Annotated in this window: 21 protein-coding genes, 1 other RNA gene and 1 other annotated feature; of the genes, 4 read left to right on the forward strand and 18 right to left on the reverse strand. The window is 42.2% G+C overall.

The window, feature by feature from the left end:
- Window position 1 precedes the first annotated feature (1 nt).
- A complete protein-coding gene (locus DV702_RS05640; protein ID WP_114923878.1) occupies window positions 2-427 on the reverse strand; it encodes a DUF948 domain-containing protein in 426 nt (141 codons plus the stop codon).
- Window positions 428-546: 119 nt separating this feature from the next.
- Entirely contained in the window at window positions 547-675 is a 129-nt protein-coding gene (locus DV702_RS05645) for a protein YhfH (protein WP_114923879.1), read from the reverse strand.
- Between the two features lie 650 nt (window positions 676-1,325).
- Between DV702_RS05645 and ilvA the strand changes: the two genes are divergently transcribed.
- Together ilvA and DV702_RS05655 are read left to right on the forward strand one after the other, a co-directional pair.
- On the forward strand, window positions 1,326-2,579 hold the full coding sequence (gene ilvA / locus DV702_RS05650) for a threonine ammonia-lyase IlvA (RefSeq protein WP_371682728.1): 1,254 nt from the start codon (window positions 1,326-1,328) through the stop codon (window positions 2,577-2,579).
- Between the two features lie 304 nt (window positions 2,580-2,883).
- Window positions 2,884-3,435 carry a GDYXXLXY domain-containing protein gene (locus tag DV702_RS05655; protein ID WP_162805730.1) on the forward strand — a complete coding sequence of 184 codons (552 nt, stop codon included), beginning with the start codon at window positions 2,884-2,886 and terminating at the stop codon, window positions 3,433-3,435.
- Window positions 3,436-3,477: 42 nt separating this feature from the next.
- On the opposite strand, the gene DV702_RS05660 is transcribed toward DV702_RS05655, so the two are convergent.
- The 9 genes from DV702_RS05660 to recJ all read right to left on the reverse strand — a co-directional run bounded on the left by DV702_RS05660 (window position 3,478) and on the right by recJ (window position 15,443).
- Entirely contained in the window at window positions 3,478-4,896 is a 1,419-nt protein-coding gene (locus tag DV702_RS05660) for an NAD-dependent succinate-semialdehyde dehydrogenase (RefSeq protein ID WP_114923882.1), read from the reverse strand.
- 14 nt (window positions 4,897-4,910) lie between these two features.
- The gene (locus tag DV702_RS05665; protein WP_114923883.1) at window positions 4,911-5,678 is read right to left on the reverse strand and encodes a tRNA threonylcarbamoyladenosine dehydratase; all 768 of its coding nucleotides are present in this window, start codon (window positions 5,676-5,678) and stop codon (window positions 4,911-4,913) included.
- A 423-nt stretch (window positions 5,679-6,101) separates the two neighbouring features.
- A non-coding RNA gene (ssrS, locus tag DV702_RS05675) (6S RNA) lies at window positions 6,102-6,281 on the reverse strand.
- Between the two features lie 76 nt (window positions 6,282-6,357).
- On the reverse strand, window positions 6,358-8,127 hold the full coding sequence (gene aspS / locus DV702_RS05680; RefSeq protein WP_114923885.1) for an aspartate--tRNA ligase: 1,770 nt from the start codon (window positions 8,125-8,127) through the stop codon (window positions 6,358-6,360).
- Window positions 8,128-8,178: 51 nt separating this feature from the next.
- On the reverse strand, window positions 8,179-9,438 hold the full coding sequence (gene hisS, locus DV702_RS05685; RefSeq protein ID WP_114923886.1) for a histidine--tRNA ligase: 1,260 nt from the start codon (window positions 9,436-9,438) through the stop codon (window positions 8,179-8,181).
- 69 nt (window positions 9,439-9,507) lie between these two features.
- Window positions 9,508-9,727, reverse strand: a binding site (T-box leader).
- A gap of 66 nt (window positions 9,728-9,793) precedes the next feature.
- Window positions 9,794-10,234, reverse strand: a complete 441-nt coding sequence (gene dtd / locus DV702_RS05690; protein WP_114923887.1) for a D-aminoacyl-tRNA deacylase — start codon at window positions 10,232-10,234, stop codon at window positions 9,794-9,796.
- Window positions 10,235-10,248: 14 nt separating this feature from the next.
- On the reverse strand, window positions 10,249-12,447 hold the full coding sequence (locus tag DV702_RS05695) for a RelA/SpoT family protein (protein WP_114923888.1): 2,199 nt from the start codon (window positions 12,445-12,447) through the stop codon (window positions 10,249-10,251).
- A 147-nt stretch (window positions 12,448-12,594) separates the two neighbouring features.
- Window positions 12,595-13,107 carry an adenine phosphoribosyltransferase gene (locus tag DV702_RS05700; protein WP_114923889.1) on the reverse strand — a complete coding sequence of 171 codons (513 nt, stop codon included), beginning with the start codon at window positions 13,105-13,107 and terminating at the stop codon, window positions 12,595-12,597.
- Window positions 13,108-13,109: 2 nt separating this feature from the next.
- Complete coding sequence (gene recJ, locus DV702_RS05705; RefSeq protein ID WP_114923890.1) at window positions 13,110-15,443, reverse strand: single-stranded-DNA-specific exonuclease RecJ; 2,334 nt, start codon at window positions 15,441-15,443, stop codon at window positions 13,110-13,112.
- Between the two features lie 126 nt (window positions 15,444-15,569).
- Between recJ and DV702_RS16795 the strand changes: the two genes are divergently transcribed.
- Window positions 15,570-15,758: a hypothetical protein gene (locus tag DV702_RS16795; protein ID WP_162805731.1), complete on the forward strand. Its 189-nt coding sequence runs from the start codon at window positions 15,570-15,572 to the stop codon at window positions 15,756-15,758.
- A gap of 12 nt (window positions 15,759-15,770) precedes the next feature.
- Here DV702_RS16795 and DV702_RS05710 read toward each other — a convergent pair whose 3' ends face one another.
- The 3 genes from DV702_RS05710 to DV702_RS05720 form a co-directional block, all read right to left on the reverse strand.
- Window positions 15,771-16,133, reverse strand: a complete 363-nt coding sequence (locus DV702_RS05710; protein WP_114923891.1) for a lipopolysaccharide assembly protein LapA domain-containing protein — start codon at window positions 16,131-16,133, stop codon at window positions 15,771-15,773.
- Window positions 16,134-16,206: 73 nt separating this feature from the next.
- Entirely contained in the window at window positions 16,207-18,474 is a 2,268-nt protein-coding gene (gene secDF, locus DV702_RS05715) for a protein translocase subunit SecDF (RefSeq protein WP_114923892.1), read from the reverse strand.
- 130 nt (window positions 18,475-18,604) lie between these two features.
- Window positions 18,605-18,916, reverse strand: a complete 312-nt coding sequence (locus tag DV702_RS05720) for a post-transcriptional regulator (RefSeq protein ID WP_162805732.1) — start codon at window positions 18,914-18,916, stop codon at window positions 18,605-18,607.
- A gap of 103 nt (window positions 18,917-19,019) precedes the next feature.
- On the opposite strand from DV702_RS05720, the gene DV702_RS05725 reads away from it, so the two are divergent.
- Window positions 19,020-20,537: a putative polysaccharide biosynthesis protein gene (locus DV702_RS05725; RefSeq protein ID WP_114923894.1), complete on the forward strand. Its 1,518-nt coding sequence runs from the start codon at window positions 19,020-19,022 to the stop codon at window positions 20,535-20,537.
- On the opposite strand, the gene DV702_RS05730 is transcribed toward DV702_RS05725, so the two are convergent.
- The 4 genes from DV702_RS05730 to queA form a co-directional block, all read right to left on the reverse strand.
- A complete protein-coding gene (locus DV702_RS05730; RefSeq protein ID WP_114923895.1) occupies window positions 20,531-21,169 on the reverse strand; it encodes a DUF421 domain-containing protein in 639 nt (212 codons plus the stop codon). The genes DV702_RS05725 and DV702_RS05730 overlap by 7 nt on opposite strands.
- Before the next feature lie 109 nt (window positions 21,170-21,278).
- On the reverse strand, window positions 21,279-21,539 hold the full coding sequence (gene yajC / locus DV702_RS05735) for a preprotein translocase subunit YajC (RefSeq protein WP_114925851.1): 261 nt from the start codon (window positions 21,537-21,539) through the stop codon (window positions 21,279-21,281).
- Between the two features lie 50 nt (window positions 21,540-21,589).
- Entirely contained in the window at window positions 21,590-22,729 is a 1,140-nt protein-coding gene (tgt, locus tag DV702_RS05740; protein ID WP_114923896.1) for a tRNA guanosine(34) transglycosylase Tgt, read from the reverse strand.
- Entirely contained in the window at window positions 22,730-23,782 is a 1,053-nt protein-coding gene (gene queA / locus DV702_RS05745; RefSeq protein WP_114923897.1) for a tRNA preQ1(34) S-adenosylmethionine ribosyltransferase-isomerase QueA, read from the reverse strand. It lies immediately after the preceding gene.
- Window positions 23,783-23,787: the final 5 nt, after the last annotated feature.

Genomic DNA, 23,787 nt, shown 5'->3' on the forward strand with positions numbered 1-23,787 from the left:
CTTAATACGTATTTTTCACGCCTTCTTTTCCTCGCTTCCATGACTCGTATACTTTGGAGCCAAACTCCCCATATTGAATCGCTTGGATAAAAGGTTCGGTTCCAGGAAGTGTTCCATCCTCTTCAAACTGCTTTGTGCGCTTATTCACTTCTTCACTCAAGTATCGGCTTGAACGTCCGACATTTTCAATAGTTTCGAACATCGGTGTGGTCGCCGTTAATTTCACTTGTACATCTGTTGCGAGTTGCTCAGTCTCATGTAACGTTACATATAATTGCTCCAGACTTTGATCGAGCTCAGCTTCTACATCTTTTACCGTGTGCGTGACTGTCAATAATAAATGAGACGACTTAGTCAATAACAGCGAAAGGTAGATGGCTATGATCAAAAGTGAAATTGCGATAAATAATAAGCCAACATATGCCATACATACATCCTCCTTTCCACAAACTTAACTACACCTTATCATTCTATACCACTCTGCATTTTTCTAAAACATTAAAAAATCCTACACTCCATATTGGGAATGTAGGATGCTATTATTCATTATTCTTGGTGACGACCGACACATCGTTCGCACTCATACATCATAGACTCGCGTTTTTCCGTGAACTTGTTTCCACACTCTGTACAAACCTTTTCAACCTTTTGTCTTTGCTCTGTTGTCATTTTCATCTCTCATTCCCCCATTCATTTTTTAACCTTCTGTACTGATACAGCAACTTTTATTAATACTAATATATAACAGAGGATATATCATTGTCACGACTTTCAGATAAAATGCGGTATAGACCGATAGAATGGAATATATACTGATGAAACAAGAAAACAGTTTGAATTGCAAAAAAAATCAGTATGTCATTGTATGACATACTGAATCAGCTTCTTTACATCATAAAACTATACACAATCACGGCAGCAATAATGACAAGAGCAACGACTAATACTGTCCACTGTGCGTTATCGGGCTTTTCTGGTCTACTATCCCACTTTTGCATTACAAACGCTTCCTTTCATTAGAATTTTTGATTTTATTCTTCTCCTTAGTAGTTTTCCCTTCGTTATCCGAATTAAACACTGTCTACACCGTCAATTTTTATTACATATTGAATAAAAACAGAAAGAGCGCTAGACAACATACAAAAAATGAATATGGTTCAATATGAGTAAACGCTTACATAATACACTTCTGGCAGAATTAAAAGAAAACATATTAAATAAACGCACAATTTAGAACTTTCTTGTGTTCATTCAGATTTTTTCATGTTATTATTAGTAAATGTTAGGTAACGGAGGTTAGATTATATATTATGAAGGTGAAAAGTATGGAAACTCAAAGTATTCAAGTAGAAGATATCTTAATTGCTAATCAGCTACTAAAAGACGTAGTAGCACACACGCCGTTACAAAAAAATGATCGTCTCTCAGAAAAGTATGACTGCCATGTATATATTAAGCGCGAAGATTTACAGCACGTGCGTTCATTTAAACTGCGTGGGGCTTATTACAAGATGAAACGCATTGAAACTGAAGCGCGTAAACAAGGAATTGTTTGTGCAAGTGCTGGAAATCATGCACAAGGAGTAGCATTTGCTTGTGCCAAACTTGATATTGACGGCAAGATTTTCATGCCACAGACGACACCTAAACAAAAAGTAAACATGGTAAAAATGTTTGGGCGCGATCGTATTGAAATCATTTTAGTCGGTGATACATTTGACGATTGTTTCGAAAAAGCGATTGAACTAATCGAAAAAGAAAAGCGCATCTTTATTCATCCGTTTAATGATAAAGATATTATTGCTGGGCAAGGGACAGTAGCAGTCGAGATTATGAACGATATCGAAGAGCCGATTGATTATGTCTTCGCTAGTATTGGCGGCGGCGGTTTAATGTCTGGACTAAGTACGTACATTAAAAATCTGTCTCCCCATACGAAAATGATCGGTGCGGAGCCTGCGGGAGCGGCAAGCATGAAAGCTTCCATTGATGCACAAAAAGTTGTGCCATTACAGACGATTGATAAATTCGTAGATGGTGCAGCGGTGAAATGCGTTGGAGAATTGAATTATGAAATCTGTAATGATTATGTAGAAAATATTGTAAGCGTACCTGAAGGAAAAGTATGTACTGCTATTTTGGATTTATACAATGAACACGCAATTATAGCGGAGCCTGCGGGTGCATTACCAATCGCGGCGCTTGATTTCTATAAAAATGAAATTAAAGGAAAGTGCGTAGTTTGCGTCATCAGTGGTGGGAATAATGACATTGGACGTATGCAAGAAATCAAAGAAAAGTCGATGATTTACGAAGGTTTACTATATTATTTCTTAGTAGACTTTCCGCAACGGGCAGGCGCACTCCGTCAGTTTCTAGATACCGTTCTCGGTCCAGACGATGATATTACGATGTTCGAATACACGAAGAAAAACAATAAAGAAAGTGGTCCCGGCCTCGTTGGTGTAGAAATCAAAAGAAAAGAAGACTACAGTGGCCTCATTGCACGCATGGAACAAAACGGCTTCCCATACAAAGAAGTGAACAAAGACAGTTCCTTATTTGGACTGTTAATTTAATAATCATCAGGAAGTAAGTCCCTGAAGTAAAACAGGCAGAGAAAAACTATTCGTTTTTCTCTGCCTGTTTTTGTTGTAACGCATTTGTTGTGGAAATCGCTGCATCTTCTGTTATATATCGTTCGCAAAAAATCAAACTTGTCTTTCTATACAGCCGCCTGTTTTTTTATACATATAAGGTAGTCATGTTTTTAAAATAAAATATATGGGTATTTGAATAGTAAAACACGCACAATATGCACATGCTGTACATACATAAGAAGAAACCTTTTTATGAAATATACAGAGAGGCGGTGACTCGAACGTGAGCACCAAACAAACGAAGCATAGAAAAATTAGTGTGGCGATTCTATTCATTATTCCCCTACTCGTGCTTGCCAGTCTGACCATTCCTCACTTCACAACAATTAAAACCGGAGCAGACGTCTACTTACAAACGGAACCCATCATGAAAGAAGATCGGAATGAAAACTATATCGTTCTACGCTATAAAGTAGAAAAAGTTCCAAAAGAACTCATGTCAGACAGCTTAGTCACATTATTAAAAGCGCCTGCTGAATTAGGGCAGACCAAAGTCTTTGGCATCTTGGAAAAAAAGAATGGAGTCGATCAGCTAGTTTCTCTAAGCGAAAAACAACCTACTGAAGGTGTCTATTTAGCCGGCTGGCTCCCACAGACGACTGAACGCGAATACAGAGAAAGTGATCACTACATTGTGAACTTCGGTCTGGATCGCTTTTATGTTCCTAAAAAGGGGCATCGGGTAGTAGCGGATAGTTGGCAAGATGTCACCACTACTGCACATTTTAAAGTGCGGGACGGCAACGGTATTTTGCGAGATGTTCAAATGAAATAAAAAAAGCAGAAAGGATGAACTGATCCTTTCTGCTTTTTCATCTCATAAGCCGAGGGAAATATATTTTACTTCCAAATATTCATCCATTCCTTGGTGTCCGCCTTCACGGCCAAGCCCACTATGTTTAAATCCTCCAAATGGTGCTTGAGGAGCAGACGGAAGTCCATCGTTCAATCCGACGATCCCATAGTCAAGCGCTTCACATACTTGTATGCCTTGTGTAATATTTTCAGTAAAGACATATGCCGCCAAGCCATATATTGTATCATTCGCACGCCCGATTACTTCTTCAGTCGTTTCAAACTGCGTCACTGGCAAGACCGGACCAAACGTCTCATCTTTCATGCATAACATATCATCTGTTACGTCTTTTAGTACAGTCGGCGCATAAAACAGACCTTCGAGCGCTTCACCGCCTGTCAGTACGATAGCTCCTTTAGCAACTGCATCCGACACATGTTCTTCTACCTTTCCCACCGCAGATTCGTCAATGAGCGGGCCTATTTTGACATCTTCTTCTAAGCCATTTCCAACTTTTAATGCTTTCGCCTGTTCACTGATTCGCTTCGTAAATTCTTCTGCAATCGAATGATGGACGTAAATTCGATTGGCACAAACGCACGTCTGTCCAGCGTTTCGGAATTTTGCAGCCATGACGCCTTCTACGGCTTTATCTAAGTCTGCATCAGCCATAACGATTGCGGGTGCATGTCCACCGAGCTCAAGTGAAATTTTCTTCATAGTGTCCGCTGCACCCTTCATCAGCTCTTTTCCCACCTCTGTAGATCCGGTAAATGTTAACTTACGTACACGTTCATCAGCTTGCCATTCACGTGAAATCTCACTCGCACTCCCGGTTACTACATTGATCACGCCATTTGGAATTCCTGCTTCTATTGCTAATTCTACGAGACGAATTGCGGTTAACGGCGTCTGAGAAGCGGGCTTCAACACAACGGTACAACCCGCCGCAAGTGCCGGACCGACTTTACGCGTAATCATAGCAGCCGGGAAATTCCAAGGGGTAATGGCTGCCACTATCCCTACTGGTTGTTTGTGCACGAATAAACGCTTTGTGGATTGTGAGGCAGGAATCGTTTCTCCATATACTCGCTTTCCTTCCTCCGCATACCAACTAATAAAACCATTTGCATAACGCATTTCCCCTAGCGCCTCTGCAAACGGTTTGCCTTGCTCTGTAGTCATGGTTTTTGCGAGACGATCTTCGTGCTGTTCAATTAACGCATGCCATTTCATAAGTAAAGCACTGCGTTCATATGCCGAACGACAAGACCATTCAGCAAGCGCTTCAGAAGCAGCGTCTACGGCTTGAGCCGCTTCGCCCGCTCCTCCTTTTGGTACGGTTGCGATCGTTTCACCTGTCGCAGGATTGATTACATCGATCGTAGGTAAGTCCGAGCCGACCCATTGACCGTTGATGATCATTTGAATTGCATCCATCAGCTATCTCTCCTTTATTTGGCATCATTAACACGTTCGACTGGAATATCAGCCACTATATCATTTAATACCCAACTGGCGAGAATTAAACCAGCGACCGATGGACAAAATGCGTTTGAAGCAGGTGGCATTTTCGCTTTTCGAATCGCCGCATCGGGATTTCCTACTGTTCCAACAACATCTTCCCGTACGACGATCGGGCTTTCATCGGAGAATACAACAGGTACTCCCTTTGGAATGCCAAGTTTGCGCAAACGCAGACGCATTACTTTAGCAAGTGGATCTGTATGCGTTTTAGAAATATCGGCAATTTGAAAACGGGTCGGATCAGTTTTATTGGCAGCTCCCATGCTTGAAATTACTTTGACTCCACGTTCTAAACATTGCTGAATCAAGTGAATTTTAAAACTGATCGTATCCGATGCATCAATAACATAATCGGGCTTGTACGAAAAAAATTCTTCTGCTGTTTCTTCTGTGTAAAACATATGTAGATCAATTACTTCACATTCGGGATTAATATCCGCGATACGTTCTTTCATGACAGCTGATTTAGATTGACCTACTGTTGAAAGGTATGCCATTAATTGGCGATTAATATTAGTAATATCGATTGTGTCTTTATCGACTAAAATAATCCGACCGATACCGGTACGAGCACAAGCTTCTGCTGCAAAAGAGCCGACCCCTCCGACGCCTAAAATCGCGACTGTCTTCCCTTTCATTCGCTCGACGCCTTCTACTCCTATAGATAATTCATTTCTTGAAAATTGATGTAACATACCATCCATCCTTTGTTGTCGTTTAGTTTTAATTATAAAGGAAATTTTCATTGAGCGCACCTTTGTCGGTCAGGATTCCAACGCCTGTCGAGTCTATACGGCGCATGCCACTTTTGGTTTCGGCTAGTGGCATGCGCCAGACTCTCGGGTCGTTTCATCTTGGCAGTAAAGGCAAAGAACGCCTTTATTGCCAAGATTCCAACGCCTGTCGAGTCTATACGGCGCATGCCACTTTTGGTTTCGGCTAGTGGCATGCGCCAGACTCTCGGGTCGTTTCATCTTGGCAGTAAAGGCAAAGAACGCCTTTATTGCCAAGATTCCAACGCCTGTCGAGTCTATACGGCGCATGCCACTTTTGGTTTAATAAAGTCTAAAAAACCTTCTCGCTATAGTTGCGAGAAGGTTTGGAAGTTTGATAGAAAGTAAAATCCCGACTGTGCCGTCTTTGAATATCGCTTTGAACCCGCTAAAAGCAGGTGGGTGTCCTATATAACACTTTTGACGTCCCGGTTAAAGGCATGCCAGCTGGGTTATAACTCAGACTCCCGACGATTTGATGTTGGGTCAATGCTAATTTACAAATGACGAACACCTCAGGACTTTTACTATCTTTATCTTATCACATGCTATTTTATAATTCAATCAATTTGAATAAAGTGTTTGAAAAATGGTTGGTTCCTCACTTTTTAACAGGTTCAGCTACCACTTTTATACCAAGTTCTTTTAACTGCGCTTCGTCAACTATGCTCGGAGCCTCGGTTAATAAGTCGCTTGCACTAGCCGTTTTCGGGAATGCAATAGTATCGCGCAAGTTAGTAGATCCTGCAAGTAACATCACGATGCGGTCTAGTCCAAATGCGATTCCGCCGTGTGGAGGTGTTCCATATTCGAATGCATCTAATAAAAATCCGAATTGCTCGCGTGCCTGTTCTTCTGTAAATCCAAGAGCCTTGAACATAGCTTCTTGAACTTCCCGTTGATAAATCCGCAATGATCCGCCACCTAGTTCATACCCGTTCAATACTAAGTCATACGCTTGTGCTTTTACTTTTTCTGGATTCTCAGTCAATTGCTTTACGTCTGCAGGCATCGTGAATGGATGGTGGGCTGCGTAATAACGGCCGTCTTCTTCATCGTATTCGAATAAAGGCCATTCAGTAACCCACAAGAAGTTGTATTGAGACTGATCGATTAGCTCAAGGTCTTTGCCTAGTTTCAAACGCAATGCGCCTAATGAGTCTGCAACAACAGATTTCTTATCTGCTCCAAAGAGGAATAAATCTCCTGTTTCCCCTTGTCCTGCTGCTTTTAATGCTTCTCCGATTTCTCCGTCGAAAAATTTAGCGATTGGACCGTTGAATCCGTCTTCTGTTACTTTTAACCAAGCCAGCCCTTTAGCACCGTACACTTTCGCAAATTCACCAAGTGCATCGATGTCTTTACGTGAATACTTTTCTGCAGCACCTTTTACATTGATCAACTTAACTTGACCGCCTGTTTCCACTGCACCTGTGAATACTTTGAATGAAGAATCTTTTACAATGTCCGAGACGTCTGTTAATTCCATACCGAAACGTGTATCCGGCTTATCGGAACCAAAACGGCTCATCGCTTCATCGTATGGGAGACGCTTGAACGGCGCTTCGATATCCACACCTTTAACATCTTTCATTACTTTTTGAATTAAACGTTCATTGAGTTCCAAAATATCTTCAATTGACATGAAACTCATTTCCATATCGATTTGTGTGAATTCCGGCTGGCGGTCTGCACGTAAATCCTCATCACGGAAACAGCGGGCAATTTGGTAATAGCGGTCGAAACCAGATACCATCAATAGTTGTTTAAATAGTTGCGGTGACTGTGGCAATGCATAAAATTCCCCTTCATGCACACGGCTTGGCACTAAATAGTCACGTGCGCCTTCAGGTGTAGATTTCGTAAGAATCGGTGTTTCAACTTCTAAGAACCCTTCATCGTCTAAAAAGTTCCGTACGGTTTTTGTAATGTCTGAGCGCATCTTGAACACTTTCGCCAGTTCCGGACGTCGCAGATCCAAGTAACGGTATTTCAAACGCGTTTCTTCGTTGACGTCTGTATCGTCTTCAATTGTGAATGGCGGGTTTTTCGACTCATTAATAATTGTTAATTCGACGACTTGTACTTCGATTGCACCTGTTGAGATGTTAGGATTTTTTGTGCGTTCTTCGCGTTCAATAACGAGGCCTTTCACTTCAATTACGTATTCATTACGCAATGTTTCTGCGATTTCTAAAGCTTCTTTAGAAATATTAGGATTGAAAACCGTTTGTACGATTCCTGCACGGTCTCTGACATCGATAAATATCAGTCCTCCAAGATCACGGCGTTTTTGTACCCATCCTTGAAGAGTTACTTCTTGGCCAATTTGCTGTTCAGTTAAGTTTCCACAGTAATGTGTGCGTTGCATAGTGGTTGCACTACCTTTCTTTAAGTTACTCGTATAGTAAATTCAATCTTTTTATTTTAGCTCGTCGAATAGTTCATCTATTGACACTTTCTTTTGCTGTCCCGCTGTCATATCTTTTAGCTGAACTACATTTTCCAACACTTCTTCTTCGCCAATAACGACGACGTAATTCGCTTGCAGACGATCAGCAGATTTCATTTGTGCTTTAATTTTACGATTCATATAATCCATTTCACTGCGCAGTCCGTTTTCTCTCAGTTTGCCGAGTAGTTCGAACCCTTTCGCGCGTGCTTGATCACCCAGTGTCACCAAATATACGTCTAACGATGGTTCGTCTGTCCACGCTTTATCTTCTGCTTCAAGTGCAAGCAAGAGACGTTCAATACTGAGCGCAAAGCCGATACCAGGTGCAGCAGGTCCACCGATTTCTTCCGTTAGTCCGTTATAGCGTCCACCGCCGCAAAGTGTGGTAATGGCACCAAAGCCTTTGGACGTACTCATAATTTCAAAAGCTGTATGATTATAATAGTCCAGACCACGTACAAGATTTGGATCATATTCATACTCGATTCCTGCTAGGTCTAAATAGTGCTTCACTTTTTCAAAATAGGCGGAGGATTCTTCATTGAGGAAGTCTGCTAATGAAGGAGCCGCTTTCATCAACGGATGCTCTCGATCCACTTTACAGTCCAAAATACGTAAAGGGTTTTTCTCTAAACGATTTTGACAATCTGAACAGAACTCCTCGATATTCGGACTAAAGTGTGCAACGAGTGCATCACGGTGAGCCGTACGGGATTCTTTATCTCCAAGTGAATTCAACACTAACTTCACATCAGATAAACCCGAACGTTTGTAAATAGTCATCGCAAGTTCAATGACTTCCGCATCAATTGCAGGATCGTCACTGCCGATAGCTTCTACACCGAATTGAACGAATTGACGGTAACGGCCTGCTTGTTGACGCTCATAGCGGAACATCGGACCAGTATAATACAATTTTACCGGTTGATCTGCATAGCCGAACATTTTATTTTCAACGAATGAACGGACAACGGGCGCTGTTCCTTCCGGGCGCAATGTCATCGAACGATCGCCACGGTCGGTGAATGTGTACATTTCTTTTTGCACGATATCCGTCGTATCACCGACTGTGCGTTGGAATAGTTCAGTTTGCTCAAAAATAGGTGTGCGGATTTCTTTATAGTTGTAGACATCGCAAATCGAACGAGCGATTTTTTCAATGCGTTGCCACTTCCAAGATGCATCAGGTAAAATATCCTGTGTTCCGCGGGGGACTTTAAAGTTCATAAATAAGACTCCTTTCATTGTATGAGGGGGATACTTGGAAAACATAAAAAAACTCCCGTCCCTAAAAAAACTAGGGACGAGAGCTTGTAGCTTCCGCGGTTCCACCCAAATTGACACATTACGTGCCCACTCGAATCCGGATAACGGCCGGTTCCGTCCATGCCTACTAGTTTCAACATGAATCCTCCATGGTGTTATTCACTTTGTCGTTCTGTCAGGGAATTTCAGCCACGTCCCCTGTTCTCTTTCCAGCCATATGCAAAGTTATTTTCCATATCAACGGTACAATTATTTATTCGATTAGTCTCTATGTTAGTCGTAAGCACCCGACCTGTCAACTTTTTTAGCGAATATATTACTTTGATTCAATAAGCAATGTGACGGGGCCGTCATTCGTAAGCTGAACGTCCATCATCGCACCGAACGTCCCTGTTTCTACTACTAATCCGTGCGCACGAAGCTGTTCATTGAAGTGTTGCCAAAGTGGCTCCGCGTGTTCAGGCCTAGCCGCTTCAATAAAACTTGGGCGTCTGCCTTTTTGAACATTGCCGTACAGCGTAAACTGGGAAACGGACAAAATTGCACCATCGACCTCGTCGATCGAGCGATTCATCTTGCCCTCTTCATCTTCATAAATTCGAAGACCCGCAATTTTTTTTGCTATATACTCCGCATCTGCTTCCCTATCTTCGTGCGTGATTCCAACTAATAATACATAGCCTGTGTCAATAGAGCCAACGATTTCCTCATCGACTGTTACAGACGCATGTTTTGCCCGCTGTAAAAGTACCCGCATGTCAGCTCCCCCTTTTAATTCATTACACGCTCTACAGAATAGATATCTTTAATTTGTTTGATTTTATCAACTGTTCGCTGTAAATGTGTAATATTTTGAATTTTGATGGACATATGAATATGTGCAATATCGTCTTTATCGGCTTTTCCGCTCACTGCAATAATCGGTGTGTTCATTTCGGCTACGACCATCATGACTTCGTTTAGTAAACCTTGTCGATCGAATGCAGAAATTTCGATATCCACTTGGAATTCCTTCCGGGTATCATCGTCCTGTAATGCCCATTTCACATCAATCATTCGTTCCTGATGTTCTGGATCAGCCAAAACATTCGGACAATCCGTGCGGTGAACAGAAACGCCACGTCCTCGAGTTATAAAACCGATAATTTCGTCGCCTGGCACCGGATTACAACATTTTGAAATACGTATGAGCATATTGTCAATGTCTTTTACTATTACACCGGATTCTGTCTGCTTCGTCGGTTGCGGAGTTTTCATATCAGAAACAATTTTATCAATCGTTTCTTTCTTTTCGCGTTCTTTCCGCATCCGCTCTGCTAAACGGTTCACTACTTGCTGGGCAGTAATTCCGCCCGACCCAACCGCAGCATACATATCTTCTTCTGACGCAAAACTGAATTTATCAATTGTCCGTTGTATATTATCATGGCTTAACGTTTCTTTGGCATCGTATTCCTGTGACTTCAATTCGCGTTCTACCATTTCACTGCCTTTGTCAATATTTTCATCGCGCAGTTGCTTTTTAAAATATTGGCGGATTTTATTTTTCGCTTGCGATGTATGCGCCAGTTTTAACCAATCCCGGCTCGGGCCGAATGATTGCTTGGATGTAAGTATTTCTACGATATCACCGGTAGAAAGCGGTGAATCAAGCGGTACGATTTTCCCATTCACTTTCGCGCCAGTCGTCCGGTTTCCTACTTCTGAATGTACACGATAGGCAAAGTCGATTGGCACAGAACCTGTCGGCAATTCCACTACATCTCCATCCGGTGTAAACACATAGACCATATCAGAGAATAAATCAAATTTCAACGACTCCATAAATTCCTGCGCATTGGAAGACTCGTTTTGAATTTCCAATATTTCACGGAACCACGTCAGTTTCGAGTCAATATCGTTCGAAGTATTCGCCGTGGTCTTGCCTTCTTTATACGCCCAGTGTGCAGCTACACCGAACTCAGAGATTCGATGCATTTCTTCTGTACGGATTTGCACTTCTAGCGGATCTCCAGCCGGTCCTACTACTGTTGTATGAATCGATTGATAAAGATTTTGCTTCGGCATGGCAATATAATCTTTAAAACGGCCAGGCATCGGTTTCCATAATGTATGAATAATTCCGAGCGCCGCATAGCAGTCTTTAATACTCTTAACGACAATTCGGACCGCCAGCAAGTCGTAGATTTCCGTAAACTCTTTTTTTTGAATGACCATTTTTTGATAAATGGAATACAAGTGCTTAGGACGGCCGTGTATTTCAGCTTCTATCCCCATATTATCAAGCTCTACGCGCATTTGGCTCATGACATCTTTCAAATACTGTTCACGTTCTGTACGCTTTTGCTTCATTAAATTAACGATTCGGTAATATTGCTGTGGGTTGGAGTAACGTAGTGCGATATCCTCTAGTTCCCATTTGATCGTGGAGATTCCCAGTCGATGCGCTAACGGAGAAAATATTTCCAATGTTTCTTCTGATACGCGTCGTTGCTTCGCTGCGGGCACATGTTTCAAAGTTCGCATATTATGAAGGCGATCCGCTAGTTTGATCAAGATGACACGGATATCTTGCGCCATCGCGATAAACATTTTACGGTGATTTTCCGCCTGCTTTTCTTCGTTCGATCTAAATTTCAGTTTATCCAATTTGGTGACGCCATCTACAAGCATCGCCACTTCTTCACCAAACTCACGAATAATGTCTTCGCGACTCACTTCTGTATCTTCGACGACATCATGCAAGAAGCCGGCTGCGACTGTTTCAGGATCCATTTGAAGTTCTGCTAAAATACCAGCCACTTGGATCGGATGGTTGATATACGGTTCACCTGAACTTCTAAACTGACCCTCATGGGAAGCTTTCGCAACGACAAATGCTTTCTTGATAAAATCGACATGTTCTTCGTTCATGTACTTGGCGACAAGCTCAAATATATCTTGTTCCGTCAGGTCTTGATTCTTCGCCATACTTTTACCCCTTTCAACCTATTCCGAAATATTCAGATAAATATTTTTCCTATTATATGTATACTATCACCTATATGTAAAGCATATCAAACGCAAAGCCTATCGTATATAGCAAGAATCCTCCGCATTATGCGAAGGATTCTGTCATCAATAAGTAATTAACGCACGGATATCATGATTCTTTAACTTCTCACGTCCATTTAAGTATGTAAGCTCAATTAAAAATGCACAACCTACTACTACTCCGCCAAGTTTTTCAACTAGCTCTACTGTAGCACCGACCGTTCCGCCCGTAGCAAGTAAATCATCGACAATTAATACGCGTTGTCCCGGTTTAATCGCATCTTTGTGAATAGTTAACTCATCTTGTCCATACTCTAAATCGTAAAAAACTGAAATCGTTTCACGAGGTAATTTTCCTGGTTTACGAATAGGAGCAAATCCAACTTGAAGCGCATAGGCCACTGGACAACCGATGATAAATCCACGCGCTTCGGGACCGACAATAATATCGACGTCCAAGTCTTTCGCGTATTCGACGATTTGATCTGTCGCATATTTATACGCTTCTCCATTATCCATAATAGTTGTAATATCTTTAAAACTAACACCTGGTTTTGGATAGTCATCCACAATCGTTACAAAGTTCTTTAAATCCACAGTTATTCCTCCTCAACAGCATCGATCGTCCGTAAAGAGTTAAATACATTCTTCAAGTCCTGATAAGGTGCATAAAGAAGCAACTCTTCTAATTTTATTTGCTGTTGGCGTTTTTTATATGACGGCGCTTCCGCTAAATCCCGCTTTTCTGCAGAGTCTAGCATCGTAACCTCACCATTCTCTAGTGTAACAAATTCTAGCTCATAAAACACTTTTGTCATGAATTTAATCATGTCTTTTTTCCAACCTTTATGTTTTGAAAGAACATCTAGTTGATTTTGTATGTCAAAATGCCCACGCTGCTTTAAAAAACTATAATACCACCCAAACTGTTTTCGGTCTGGCATTTTTTCGAAATACATCGAATCATGTACATATAAATGCAAATACATTCGATCCGGCTGAGTCGCTCGGATCACATATTCGAGTTGGTCTTGGTCTGGTGGCATATCTAGTAGCACAATAGAAGCTGAAAGAGCCAATTCGTCTTTGCCTGCGAGCACTATCGAAAATCCATTCAGAAAAGGAGCGAAATGTTGCATAGCTTGTTCTGTAAATGCGATGAACATAGATTTGTCAGGAATCATCGGCAACCATCTTGCTGGATCACGTACCCCGCGATAATCAAATAATTGCCACTCGTCACACTTCACATCCTCGACGAGCAACTGCGCTTTCTTGCGGCCATTCCATTCATTGATCTGCAAATCGCCTGTCAAACTCAATTTACTTTGAGGCGCCATTTCATCTGCAAGCGCTCCGGCACCAAAATAAATGGCATCTAATCGCTCGTCCCCATCACCAAGTTCTAATTTCAAATGATCTTTAGACGCTCCAATTTTTCGCGTGGAAATGGTATCCAACTGTTCTAATAGAAAGACAGGTTTCGGGAATCCCATACCGAACGGCCGAATCATTTCTAGCGCTTCTATCGATGCAATATCGATTTCATCCAGTGTCAGGGGCACATCGATTGACAGCTTCGGTTGCAGTAAGTCTTCAGTTAACACTTCTTTCGCCTGTTCATTCAATTGAGTACGTAATAGTTCAACATCTTCAATTTTCAACGACATCCCCGCAGCCATTTCATGACCACCGAAATGCGGCAAAATATCTTTGTTCTTTGATAGTTCTTTAAACAAATCGAATCCTTCAATACTACGCGCAGACCCTTTCGCAATACCCGTTTCTTGATCGACCGATAAAATAATCGATGGACGATAATACTTCTCCGTTAAACGAGAAGCGACGATTCCAACGACTCCCGGATTCCAGTCTTCTCCGTCAATGACGAATACTAGTGGAATATTATCACCATAGCGTATAACTACTTGCTCTTCTGCTTCTTTCGCAATTTCTTTCACTAATTCTTGCCGTTCTTTATTCAATTCATTCAATGCTTCTGCAATACCAAGAGCTTGCTGATCATCTTCTGATTTCAATAAATGAACAGCAGGATCTGCATCTCCTAAACGTCCTGGCGCATTCAGACGAGGACCAATTGTGAAGCCGATCGTCTCTTCAGTCAACATCGCTTGTTCATGCCCGCTCACTTGCATCAAAGCACGAATCGCCGGACGTTTGGAGCGACGCAATCTACGAATTCCTTCTTTCACCATGTAGCGATTTTCGTCTCGCAGTGGAACTAAGTCGGCTACCGTTCCAATCGCCACAAACTCGAGTAAATCTAGTGGCGGCTCCCCAAGTAATGCAGTAGCTAACTTAAATGCCACCCCTACACCTGCCAGTTCGCCAAACGGATACTGACCTTGCGGATGACGCGGATGAATTACCGCATCTGCTGCTGGTAGTTCTTCTCCCATTTCATGGTGATCGGTCACAATAACACTCATCCCGAGCGATCTCGCAAATGTTACTTCTTCCAATCCTGAAATTCCGTTATCTACTGTAATCAACAATTCCGTTCCTTCTGAATGCAGTTGAGCAAAATAGTCTTTATTTGGTCCATAACCATGATCAAAACGATTCGGAATCGCAAAATTCACCTTCGCTTGTAGTCGCTCCAGTGCGGTAGTGAGTACGGTCACGCTAGTAACACCATCACCATCATAATCACCATATATTGTAATTTGCTGCTGATCTGCGATTGCTTGTTTAATTAATTCAACAGTGGTGTCCATTCCATATAATAAAAAAGGATCATGCAAATTGGATTCATCCATCTCTAAGTAAGCTGTCGCTCGTTCACTCGTTGTCACGCCACGCGCTACAAGAATCTTTGCAATCATTGTAGAAATCTTCAAATCCCGAGTGAGCTGTGCCACGATTTGTTCATCGGGACGCTCAATTTGCCATCTTTTTTTCGATTGTATCAATACTCTCACATCCTCTTCTAGTAGTATAGCGAATCGAGCGAGAGACGGAAAGTAAACGATATGAAATTGTATTGTGATTTTTTAACGCTCGTGAGACATGATGTATTGCTCATGGGATCTACTTAAGTGATCATAGAACACCCAACACCGATCATGGAAACCACCCATGCGCTCATAGAACACCCAACACCGATCATTGAAACCACTCATGCGCTCATAGAACACCCAACACTGATCATGGAAACCACCCATGCGCTCATAGAACTCCTCCAAAATAAAAAAACAAGCCAAACGAGTAGTTTTTCCACTCGCTAAGCTTGTTTTCGTTCAATATAGTTGCTCTGGTGGAATTACTTCCGCTTCCACTACAGGGATTCTGCCGTGCAATTCGTCCATTCGCTCTTCCATTTCTTGCATTTGCTGTCGTTGCGCGGTTACTTCTTGTTCTTTTATTTGCAATTGTTGCTCTAAGTCCTTGATGCGACGATTGCTACGGTAGGATTTGTAAATAGCAAATAGACCACTGACTAACGCACCGAGTAAAGCGGAGCCGAGAATAATAAGGACGAGTGGAATCATTTCAGTGCTGATTAGAAAATTGACGGGTACGGAATCTACATTGAAAACGGCAAATACCGCGATCAGTACAGCGAATAATAAGCCGAGTAATACTGTCCACTGGAATTTCATGATCAATCATTCCTCCAATCAAAAAAATAGGATATACCGAAGTATACCCTGTTTTTCCTATGGTCCAAACGTCTTAAACGACTGGTTCGTCTGAGCCCCATTGTTTTTTCTCTTTTTCTACTTTCAATCCGCCATCTTTCGTAATTTGTTTCTTTTTCATATCAAACCAAAGCTGTGCGGAGATCAAGATGGACGAATACGTACCTGCTAATAAACCGATTAACAATGCAATCGAGAACGGACGGATAGATTCTGCCCCAAGAGCCATCAATGCCACGACTACAAATATAACAGTTAAGACTGTATTCACTGAACGACCAAGAGTTTGTCGTAACGACTTATTAACGATCAACGCTAATTCCTCTTCATTATGAATATGCTTCGAACGATTCAAGTTCTCACGAATTCGGTCGAACGTAACGATCGTATCGTTAATCGAGTAACCGATAATCGTCAAGACTGCTGCGATAAACGTAATATCGACTTCAAGACGCAGAATACTAAATACTGCAATCATGAAGAATGCATCGTGCAGTAAGCCAATGATAGCCGCAAGACCCATACGCCATTCGAAACGTAACGCTACGTAGATAATAATTCCAAGCGCAGCAATTGCGAGTGCGTACATTGCGTTGCGTACGAGTTCTTCACCAACTTTACTAGAAACGGTTGAAACGTTCGGTTCTGAATCGTAAATTGCTTGCAATTCACGCTTAATGCCGTTGACTTCTTCTTGAGAAAAGTCTTCTTTATAGCGTGCAACTGCAATGTTCTTCTCATCACCTGAAATAACAACATCCGAAGTTGGATGGCCGATATCTTCTAATTGCTTAGTCACTGTCGACTCATCAAGTGCACTAGTAGAAAGAACTTCTACGCGCGTACCACCTGCGAAATCAATTCCGAGGTTTAGCTTGAATACACCAAGCATAACTGCCCCTAAAATTAGCAAAATGATAGAAATCGTATAGAAGCGTTTTCTCGCATGAACGAAATCGAAACGATCGAATTTCGTTGTAAGATCCAAAGTTTCATAGCCTTCGTCTGCAGAGTGTACAGATTTCTTCGATAATCCGAACCAACCTACTTTATTATCTAAACTGCCACTATGAACGAGTAGTCCAAGCAATAAACGAGAACCCCACACTGCAGTTAAGAAACTCACTAGAATACTGATGATCAACATCGTCGCGAATCCTTTAACTGAACTAGTTCCGAACCAGAATAACACTACCGCTGCTAAAAGCGTCGTGACGTTGGCATCCAGAATCGCTGTAAACGATGATTTCGCTCCAGCCGTAAAGGAAGACTTGACGGATTTCCCGACACGCAATTCTTCTTTAATTCGCTCGTACGTAATAATATTGGCATCGACTGCCATACCTACACCGAGCATCAGTGCCGCGATACCTGGTAGTGTCAGGACACCGTTGATTTTCGTAAATACTAGTAAAATCAAGTAAATATAGACAGATAGAGTGACGACAGCGATAACCCCTGGCAAACGATAGTAGAGTGCCATAAAGATAAAGATTAAGCTTACGCCGACGATTCCTGCGAATATCGTCTTATCTAACGCCTGTTCACCGAATTGTGCTCCGACAGATGTAGAGTAAATTTCCTCCAGATGCACTGGCAACGCACCTGCGTTTAAAATACCCGCAAGTTCTTTCGTCTCTTCTACAGTAAAGCTACCGGAGATTTCGACGTTCGATGAGTTGATAGTTTTGTCTACGCGAGGAGCGGAAATGAATGCCGGTTTCGGTTTCATGACCTCTTCTTTAAAAGAGTCTTCCCCTTCTTTAAAGTCCAACCAGATAACTAACATATTGTCTGGTTTCTTTTGTAAAATTTGAGACGTAACTTCACCGAATTTATTCGGGTCTTTCATTTCCAATGTGACCACTGGATTATTGTTTTCACCGAAGTTGGCTTTCGCCTTTCCTTCCTTCAAATCATTTCCGTCTAGCATCAAATTGTCGTCCGCATCACGGAAAGACAGATTGGCTTGAGTGGATAATAATTCACGAGCAGATTCCTGATCTTCGACGCCGGCTAGCTGAACGCGAATCCGGTTGTTCGATTCGATCTGGATACTTGGTTCACTGACACCGAGCACGTCGATTCGGTTAGTCAATGCGCGCGCTGTATCAGCTACAGTAGACTCCGAAATCGTCTGACCTTTTTTCAACGGTTCCACTTGGTACAGAACCTCGAAACCACCTTGCAAGTCAAGGCCGAGCTTGACGTCTTTTAAAATCGGATTCGTCGTAGAAAAAATCGTTGTTGCTAAGACAGCAATCAATAGCAAAAACGCGACAATCCTTCCTCTGTTTTTCATATTTCCTTTTCCCCCTCATATACTAGAGCGGCACAGCACCTGCTATGTACTTCGTTCTCTCATTGTACAACATACCAATTATGAAACAGTCGGTTGTCTGTGTCAAATGCTACACGACAAAAAATGCAAATCAATTCGACTTTTTAGGCCAAAAGAGCAGCGCCCGTTCTTCTTCACTCAACTCTGGGTAGTCTTTACTGTTGCGTTGAGCCTCCGTCTGCGTATGTGTCATGAACTGGGCAGCTGTTAATGCGAAGACATCCGCAATCATTTCATAAGCTCGCATGGCGGAAATGTCTTTTTTTCGCCACTTTTTACTAACAAAATAATCCCACAGCGCTTCTTCCGTAATATCCGCATAGCCATAAAAATTAAATTCATCTTTTTTGCTTTCCAATGCAGGTAACACTTGACTATACAATTCTTTTAATTGCTCATTCAACGCAACTTCACCCCTATCGCGGAATAAACTCAATTATACCACATACACTTAACTATATTTGGGATTTTCATATATAAAGGGAACTGGGAAGGAGTGGTTTACGTTGTCATCCTTTATCCGCGGGACGATGTTCTTAATGGCGGCTGTATTTTTATCGAAACTACTCGGATTTGTTTATCGAATCCAATTTATGCGGGTAGCAGGAGAAGAGACGGTCGGTATTTATATGACGGCTTATCCAGCGTTTGTATTTTTTTTATCGCTTGTACAATTAGGGGTTCCGATTGCCCTTGCGAAAGTCATTGCCGAATTAAAAGCACAAGGCGGCACCGTGCAAGTAAGACAAGTGATGAAAACAGCTACCTTCATTACCATTTTATCGGGGGCAGTCTTTATCCCCGCGAGTATTTTATTCGTTCCCTATTTATCGAGCAATTTATTAGGGAATGCGGCTACTTCCAATGCATTGTACGTAGCGATCGCCATTGTTCCAGTGGCAGCTATTGGCGGGTTAGTGAGAGGGTATTTCCAAGGAATCGCACGCATAGAGGAAACGGCTTGGGCACAAGTGATTGAACAAGTGTTTCGAATTGTATTGATCACTTGGATGCTACCTTATATTTTGGCGCCGGAAGACCCGATGATTAATGCAGCGTATGCGATGGCTGTGACGTTCTTGGCAGAGGTTGTTTCTGTACTGTATTTGTTACATAAATATCGACAACATCAAAAGACCCAGCCGAAGAAACGAGAAAAAGAACCGCGTTACCCGATGGAGCCCATTCTTGAAGTGGCGCTTCCTTCATCTGGCAGTCGGTTGTTCGGGACATTCACATGGTTTTTGGAACCGATTATTTTTCTGCGGGCACTGAGTATGGCGGGTGTCGGTACAGTAGCGGCTACTTCACTATACGGAGTGATTTCCGGGGTACTTATTCCTTTGCTGTTATTTCCAGCATTTATTCCGTATGCGTTATCAGTTGTTCTCGTGCCTGCTGTGAGTGGGGCTGCCGCATCGAGCAATGTGAAGAAACTGCAAGAACGCATACACTTGGCTTTGCGGTTATCTGCGTTAACAGGTGCATTTGCCGCCACTGTTTTTTACATTCACGGACAAGAATTGGCGGAAAAATTATTCCATATTGTTGACGGTGGAAGTTATATGACATTATTGGCACCGGTTTTTTTCTTTTATTACATCCAAAGTCCGCTCTATTCGATTTTGCAAGCTACTGGTGACGCCAAGGCCGGCATGATGAACTCTGTCTATGGGGGCATCGCGAAACTTGCGGTCATGTTCATACTGGCATCGCAACCGGGACTTCAAGAAACAGGGGCTGTTCTCGCTATCGGTTTTGGTGTGCTCGTCACATCATTTTTGCATATCGCTACATTGCGTCAAAACAAATCAACAGCCACAGGTTTTTCCATGTTTGCGATGACGTATATCGCATTCATTCTAACAGTCGTCATTCGTCCGATCTTCGTTCCACTCGGCTCATATCACCTGTTTACAGAATGTGTTATTACGTCCGCTATGTTGCTGGCATTATTGCTACTCACTAGACAAATTAAAAAGGCTGACTGGATGATGCTGCGTAATTTAGTGAAACGTTATTGACCCTCTTTCATTTGTACTTTTATCGTTTCTTGCTCATATGAACAATAAAAGATTTGAGAAATATCGGTTAGTTGCCTAGACGCCAATTCATCCATTAACCACCTTTCCGTCTTGCCGAGCAATTGAAGATGCTCAAGTTGAATTTCACCATCTAAAATTAACCCGACAATCGGAGAACCGTCTTCTTTCGTAAAGACTGATAAATTTCCGGATGACTCTAAATAAGCAAAGGTGACGTCATGAATCGACGCGATTTGCTTTTCACGTAATTGCTGAAATAAATCATCTAAATTATACCGTTGTTTCCGCATTTCTTGTTCTTGTATCTCTCCATGTTTGATGATCAAGGTAGGATCACCATCTACCAGATCCCGAAACTTTTTACTTTTCAATGAAATCATAGAAGAAATATATTGAATGACAAGTAAAAGAAGTATAGGTAAAATTCCATTCACAATAGGCTTGTCGGGAGATTCTACAATCATAGCAGCTACTTCGGCCATAATAATAAATACGACAATATCGATAACACCCAGTTCTCCAACTTCCCTCTTGCCCATAATTCGTAAAATGACTAATAAAAAGACGTATAGAAACACGGTGCGGAAACCAATGATCCACAGTTCATGCATGATCGATCTGCCTCCTTACATGATTAGTGTTGCTTGCAGGCAGAATTCTATACGCGCACAGACAAAAAAGCGGCAATCTATGGACATACCACTAGATAACCGCTTTTTATTAGGCTGCTATTACTCTTCCAACTGCTTGCTTATCAAAACGTAAAACCGTTGTGTCTGATACACGCAAGAAAACCGATGTTTCATCTACTGCATCTACTGTGCCGTGAAGTCCACCGATTGTTACCACTTCATCTCCGCGCTTTAATGCACTTTGCATCTCTTTCGCCGCTTTTTGTCTCTTTTGAGCAGGACGAATGAGTAAAAACCACATAATCGCTACCATGATTACTAACGTGAAAATACCACCATATTGTTCCATCATTTTATATCTTCCCCCTTCCTACATCATCAAGATGTATTATACTTGATTTAAAAGTTTTTTGCATTCGGTTTGTTGAAGCCGTATTGCTCAAAAAACTCTTCACGGAAATCGCCTAAACGATCTTCACGAATAGCCTGACGTATTTGCTCCATTAAATTTAGCAAAAAGTGCAGGTTATGATAGGACGTCAAACGGATACCAAATGTTTCCCCAGCGCGAATCAAATGACGAATATATGCCCGGCTATAGTTTTTACACGTATAGCAGTCGCAATTTGGATCAAGCGGACCAAAATCACGCTCATATTTTGCATTTTTCACGACTAAACGTCCTTCACTCGTCATCAACGTCCCATTACGTGCAATACGTGTCGGCAATACGCAGTCAAACATATCAATTCCACGAATGGCACCGTCGATCAATGAGTCGGGAGAACCTACCCCCATCAAGTAACGCGGTTTATTTTCTGGAAGTAAAGGGGTCGTGAATTCAAGCGCGCGATTCATAATATCTTTTGGCTCTCCTACTGACAATCCACCAATTGCATAGCCAGGAAAATCGAGCGACACTAAATCTTTCGCACTTTGTTGGCGAAGATCTTCGTATTCTCCCCCTTGCACAATACCGAATAACCCTTGCTCATTCGGACGCTGGTGAGATTGCAAGCAACGCTCCGCCCATCTCGATGTGCGCTCAACACTCGCTTTCATATAGTCATGAGTCGCTGGAAAAGGAGGACACTCGTCAAACGCCATCATAATATCCGGTCCTAGTGCATTTTGAATTTCCATCGCTTTTTCAGGGCTTAAAAATAATTTATCTCCGTTAATATGATTACGGAAATGCACGCCTTCTTCTTTAATATCACGGAATTTACTCAATGAGAATACTTGAAACCCACCGGAATCTGTTAAAATTGGACGATCCCAGTTCATGAACTTATGCAGTCCGCCTGCTTCTTTAATAATTTCATGCCCTGGACGTAACCATAAATGATACGTATTACTTAAAATAATGCCTGCGCCCATCGCTTTCAATTCTTCCGGTGCCATCGTTTTTACAGAAGCCTGTGTACCGACGGGCATAAAAGCAGGCGTCTCAAATGAACCGTGAGGCGTGTGAACAACCCCTAAACGCGCGCCCGTTTGTTTACAAGTTTTAATGTGTTCGTACGTAATAGCTGCCAATTAATCTCGTTCCTTTCTTGTAGCGGGACGAATAAACATCGCGTCCCCAAAACTGAAAAAGCGATACTGTTCTTTCACGGCTTCTTCATATGCGGACAATACCGCTTTGCGACCAGCAAATGCAGACAACAACATCAATAAAGTCGATTTTGGCAAATGAAAATTTGTCACTAATCCGTCAATCGCTTTAAATTCATATCCCGGGAAAATGAAAATCGATGTCCATCCACTTGCTGCTACGACTTCTCCGTTATGTTCGGATGCAATCGTTTCTAGCGTACGTGTCGATGTAGTACCGACCGCAACGACACGTCCACCACGCTCTTTTGTCTGTCTAACGAGTGCAGCCGTTTCTTCCGTAACTACATAATACTCTGCATGCATCGTATGATCAGCAATCGAATCCACACTGACTGGACGAAATGTACCAAGTCCTACATGCAATGTAATAAATGCCACCTCTACACCTTTTTTGCGCAAGGTGTCTAATATTTCGTCCGTAAAGTGAAGACCGGCTGTAGGGGCGGCTGCTGATCCGCGTTCTTTTGCAAAAACGGTTTGATAACGTGATTGATCCTCTAAAGACTCCGTAATATATGGTGGCAATGGCATCTGTCCGAGCTGATCAAGCAACTCATAAAATATCCCGTCATAGATAAATTCAAACTCGCGTCCACCTTGCTCACCAATCGCTGTACACTTCGCCTGTAAGCGACCATCTCCAAATGTTACTACGGTACCTATTTTCACACGCTTCGCTGGTTTAACAAGCGTATCCCAACGATCTTCACCGTTTTCCTTCAGCAATAAAACTTCAATCGTTGCACCGGTATCTTCCTTCGTCCCAATTAAACGAGCAGGAAGCACTTTCGTATCATTCAATACGAGCAAATCGCCGGCTTCCAATTCATCGACTAAATCACGGAAATGCTTATGTGCGACTTCCCCATTCTCACGATCCATGACGAGTAATCGACTCGCCGTGCGATCTAGAAGGGGGGTTTGAGCGATTAAATGCTCCGGTAAGTCAAAATCAAAATCCTGTACATCCATCATGC

This window comes from Sporosarcina sp. PTS2304, from assembly GCF_003351785.1.
In the GTDB taxonomy this organism is placed as follows: Bacteria; Bacillota; Bacilli; order Bacillales_A; family Planococcaceae; genus Sporosarcina.

Coding starts and splice junctions, on each gene's coding strand:
- DV702_RS05640 (WP_114923878.1), bottom strand. CDS start 427: ATGGCATATGTTGGCTTATTATTTATCGCAATTTCACTTTTGATCATA.
- DV702_RS05645 (WP_114923879.1), bottom strand. CDS start 675: ATGAAAATGACAACAGAGCAAAGACAAAAGGTTGAAAAGGTTTGTACA.
- ilvA (WP_371682728.1), top strand. CDS start 1,326: ATGGAAACTCAAAGTATTCAAGTAGAAGATATCTTAATTGCTAATCAG.
- DV702_RS05660 (WP_114923882.1), bottom strand. CDS start 4,896: ATGGATGCAATTCAAATGATCATCAACGGTCAATGGGTCGGCTCGGAC.
- DV702_RS05665 (WP_114923883.1), bottom strand. CDS start 5,678: ATGTTACATCAATTTTCAAGAAATGAATTATCTATAGGAGTAGAAGGC.
- aspS (WP_114923885.1), bottom strand. CDS start 8,127: ATGCAACGCACACATTACTGTGGAAACTTAACTGAACAGCAAATTGGC.
- hisS (WP_114923886.1), bottom strand. CDS start 9,438: ATGAACTTTAAAGTCCCCCGCGGAACACAGGATATTTTACCTGATGCA.
- dtd (WP_114923887.1), bottom strand. CDS start 10,234: ATGCGGGTACTTTTACAGCGGGCAAAACATGCGTCTGTAACAGTCGAT.
- DV702_RS05695 (WP_114923888.1), bottom strand. CDS start 12,447: ATGGCGAAGAATCAAGACCTGACGGAACAAGATATATTTGAGCTTGTC.
- DV702_RS05710 (WP_114923891.1), bottom strand. CDS start 16,133: ATGAAATTCCAGTGGACAGTATTACTCGGCTTATTATTCGCTGTACTG.
- secDF (WP_114923892.1), bottom strand. CDS start 18,474: ATGAAAAACAGAGGAAGGATTGTCGCGTTTTTGCTATTGATTGCTGTC.
- DV702_RS05730 (WP_114923895.1), bottom strand. CDS start 21,169: ATGCATGAACTGTGGATCATTGGTTTCCGCACCGTGTTTCTATACGTC.
- yajC (WP_114925851.1), bottom strand. CDS start 21,539: ATGGAACAATATGGTGGTATTTTCACGTTAGTAATCATGGTAGCGATT.
- queA (WP_114923897.1), bottom strand. CDS start 23,782: ATGGATGTACAGGATTTTGATTTTGACTTACCGGAGCATTTAATCGCT.